Origin of the sequence: Pseudactinotalea sp. (assembly GCF_048594945.1) — a bacterium.
In the GTDB taxonomy this organism is placed as follows: Bacteria; Actinomycetota; Actinomycetes; order Actinomycetales; family Beutenbergiaceae; genus Pseudactinotalea.
Genome location: NZ_JBMDXJ010000511.1, coordinates 1 through 3,423, shown reverse-complemented (window position 1 = coordinate 3,423; position 3,423 = coordinate 1). Strand labels below are relative to the sequence as shown.

5 protein-coding genes are annotated in these 3,423 nt (G+C 67.3%); 2 read left to right on the top strand and 3 right to left on the bottom strand.

Annotated elements, in window-relative coordinates; translation table 11 throughout:
• Both ACOJSN_RS23120 and pstB read left to right on the top strand, forming a co-directional pair.
• The coding region (locus ACOJSN_RS23120; protein WP_420114836.1) for an ABC transporter permease subunit at positions 1-328 on the top strand (328 nt) is incomplete at its 5' end.
• A 37-nt stretch (positions 329-365) separates the two neighbouring features.
• Positions 366-1,145, top strand: coding sequence for a phosphate ABC transporter ATP-binding protein PstB (gene pstB / locus ACOJSN_RS23115; protein ID WP_420114835.1), 780 nt, complete (start codon positions 366-368; stop codon positions 1,143-1,145).
• 356 nt (positions 1,146-1,501) lie between these two features.
• Here the strand turns inward: pstB and ACOJSN_RS23110 are convergent, their stop codons facing one another.
• The 3 genes from ACOJSN_RS23110 to ACOJSN_RS23100 form a co-directional block, all read right to left on the bottom strand.
• On the bottom strand, positions 1,502-2,503 hold the full coding sequence (locus ACOJSN_RS23110) for an inorganic phosphate transporter (protein ID WP_420114837.1): 1,002 nt from the start codon (positions 2,501-2,503) through the stop codon (positions 1,502-1,504).
• Positions 2,504-2,523: 20 nt separating this feature from the next.
• Positions 2,524-3,141 (bottom strand): DUF47 domain-containing protein, encoded by a 618-nt coding sequence (locus ACOJSN_RS23105; protein WP_420114834.1) that lies wholly within the window; start codon positions 3,139-3,141, stop codon positions 2,524-2,526.
• Between the two features lie 79 nt (positions 3,142-3,220).
• On the bottom strand, positions 3,221-3,423 hold a 203-nt coding region (locus tag ACOJSN_RS23100; protein WP_420114833.1), incomplete at its 5' end, for a hypothetical protein.

The window sequence follows — 3,423 nt, the reverse complement described above, 5'->3', positions numbered from 1 at the left end:
GCGCACGATCGTCAAGGTCGTGCTGCCGACGGCGCTCGCCGGCATCGTCACCGGCGTGACGCTGGCGGTCGCCCGCGTCATCGGCGAGACCGCGCCGCTGCTCATCATCGCCGGCATGACCGACTCGGTGAACTTCAACCTGTTCGACGGACGCATGGCGACGCTGCCCGTCTTCGCCTACACCTCCATCCGCAACCCCGGCGTCCCGCCGGAGTTCAGCCTCGACCGCGCCTGGGGTGCCGCCCTCACGCTGCTCATCATCGTGATGGTGCTGAACCTCATCGCCCGCCTCGTCTCCTACTTCTTCTCGCCTAAAGGCGAGCGCTGACCCGCGCACCCCGCGCCCCAGGAAGGACAACACCCCCATGGCCAAGAGCATCGACGTCTCCGACCTGAACATCTACTACGGCGACTTCCTCGCCGTCGAAGGAGTCAACATCCCGATCCGCGCCCGGTCGGTCACCGCCTTCATCGGCCCGTCGGGCTGCGGGAAGTCGACGTTCCTGCGCTCGCTCAACCGCATGCACGAGGTCATCCCCGGCGCGCGGGTCGAGGGCAAGGTGCTGATCGACGGCGAGGACCTCTACGGCTCCGACATGGACCCGGTGAACGTCCGCCGGATGATCGGCATGGTCTTCCAGCGGCCCAACCCCTTCCCCACGATGTCGATCTACGACAACGTCCTCGCCGGGCAGAAGCTGAACAGCAAGCGGATGAAGAAGGCCGAGGCCGACGACGTCGTCGAGCGCTCCCTGCGCAGCGCCGGTCTGTGGACCGAGGTCAAGGACCGACTGTCGCGCCCCGGGTCGGGCCTCTCAGGTGGTCAGCAGCAGCGCCTCTGCATCGCGCGCGCCGTCTCCGTGGAGCCGGAGGTCCTGCTCATGGACGAGCCCTGCTCCGCGCTCGACCCGATCTCCACCAGCATCATCGAGGACCTCGTCCACGAGCTCAAGGAGAACTACACGATCGTCATCGTCACCCACAACATGCAGCAGGCCGCACGGGTCTCCGACGAGACGGCGTTCTTCAACCTCTCCGGCGTCGGCAAGCCCGGCAAGCTCGTGGAGTCCGGGGCGACGGAGAAGATCTTCTCCAACCCCGACGACCCCGCCACCGAGGCCTACAGCCAGGGCCGGTTCGGTTAACCCGAGCGAGCGGTTCACCAGGTCGAGTGAAGCACGCGCGGAGCGTGTCAGCGATGGAGCCGTCGCACCAGGGGCCTCGCCGCGACGCAGCGAGACCACCGGGCTTGAAGGATCGGCCAAGCACACGGTGGTCGAGTAGCGGTGACGGCGACGAAGGAGCGCGTCGCCGCGTATCGAGACCATCGGACCCGCAGAACCGACCACCCTGCAGACCCAGACGCTGGTTTCGATACGTCGAGACCTCGGTCGTTCCGCCCCCTGCTCGTCCCTCGCGGGAGGTGCCCCCACCTCGTCTCGACTACTCAACCAGCGAACCTTGTCCAAGCGGACCAGACGTGGGAGCTCGGGCCGTCACGTCACGGGAGGAAGATCCGCGCGATGAAGTAGGTGACGGCAGCGACGCTCGCCGCGGCGGGGATCGTGATGACCCAGGCGGTGACGATGCCCTTGGCCACACCCCAGCGGACGGCGCTGAAGCGCTTGGTGGCACCGGCGCCCATGATCGCCGAGGTGATCGTGTGGGTCGTGGAGACCGGCGCATGCAGGCCGATCGCCATCACGTAGAGCACCGTGGCGGCGGTGGACTCCGCCGCGAACCCCTTGGGCGGGTCGAGCTCGATGATCCGCCGACCCAGGGTCCGCATGATCCGCCAGCCGCCGGAGTAGGTGCCGAGGGCGATGGCGGTCGCTGCGGCGACGATGACCCACAGCGGGACCCGTGACCCGTCCTCGAAGCCACCCGCGACGAGCGCGAGCACGATGACGCCCATCGTCTTCTGCGCATCCTGCAGACCGTGACCCAGCGACATCGCCGCCGCGGAGATGGTCTGGGAGAACCGGAACCCACGGGCCACCTTGTGCGGGTTGGCCCGTCGGAAGATCCACAGGATCGCCGTCATCACGCCGAATGCACCGAGGAAGCCGATCAACGGTGACAGCACCATCGGGATGGCGACCTTGTCGACCATCGTGGTCCAGTCCACCGACGTGGCCGACGCGATGCCCGCACCGACGATGCCGCCGATCAGGGCGTGCGACGACGACGACGGGATGCCGAAGTACCAGGTGATCAGGTTCCAGGTGATGGCACCGATGAGGGCCGCCATGACGATCGTCAGGGCGTGGGCGGACTGGGTCCCACCGGCCGCCGCGCCGTCGATGTCGATGATCCCCTGGATCGTCTGGGCGACGCCGACGCCCAGCAGCGCGCCGACGAAGTTGAGGATGGCGGCCATCGCCAGGGCCACGCGCGGCGTGAGGGCGCGCGTGGAGACAGAGGTGGCGATCGCGTTGGCGGCGTCGTGGAACCCGTTGGTGTAGTCGAACACCAGCGCGATCACGACCACGGCGATCACCATCGCCAGGACGAGATCCACGCTCAGGACTCCTTGACGGCGATCTGCTCCACCGTGTTGGCCACGGACTCCAACGCGTCGATGGCCGCCTCCAGCGACTCGACGACGTCCTTGAGCTTGAGGACCTGCAGCGACTTGTAGCTGCCGCTGAACAGGTCGGCGAGGATCCTGCGGTAGGAGCGGTCGCCCTGGTTCTCCAGCCGGTTGATCTCGATCCAGTACTCCTCGAGGTCCTTCATGGTGCGCAGCCGCGGCATGGCGTCCGCCGTGAGCTGGCAGGCGCGCTGCAGGACGTCGATCTGGTCGGCGAACTGCTGCGGGAACTCCTCGACCTCGTACAGACCGATGAGGTCGACGCACTCCTCCATGTAGTCCATGACGTCGTCGAGGTTGCTGGCGAGACGGTAGATGTCCTCGCGGTCGAACGGGGTGACGAACGTGGAGTTCACCCGCTTGACGATGCGGTGGGTGGTCTCGTCGGCAGCGTGCTCGGCCTCCCGCATCTGCTCGCCGATGACCTTCCGGTCGGCGTCGGGATCGAGGATCTGCGCCAGCAGATTCGATCCCTTGACGAGGTGTTCGGCCGACTCCGCGAAGAGGTCGTAGAAGCTCGTCTCCACCGGTCTGATGCGTATACGCACGCCAGTTCTCCTGTCGAGATGGTCAAGGCCTCGACCATGCTAGGGCGTGGGACCGCGGAGCCGTCAATCGGCCGTCGCGTCAGACGGGTTCGCCGACCCCGAGGATCTGGTCCACCTCACCCTGGGACAGTCGCCCCCGCGCCTCCGACGCGGCGATCATGACGCGGCTCACCAGCTCGATCTCATCGAGCGCGGCGTCGTCTCGCAGACGCTCGTCGAGCGGTTCGGGCATGGTGGTCTCCGAGGTGGCAGGGCTCTGTGCGGGGACGGCAGAGCACCCCC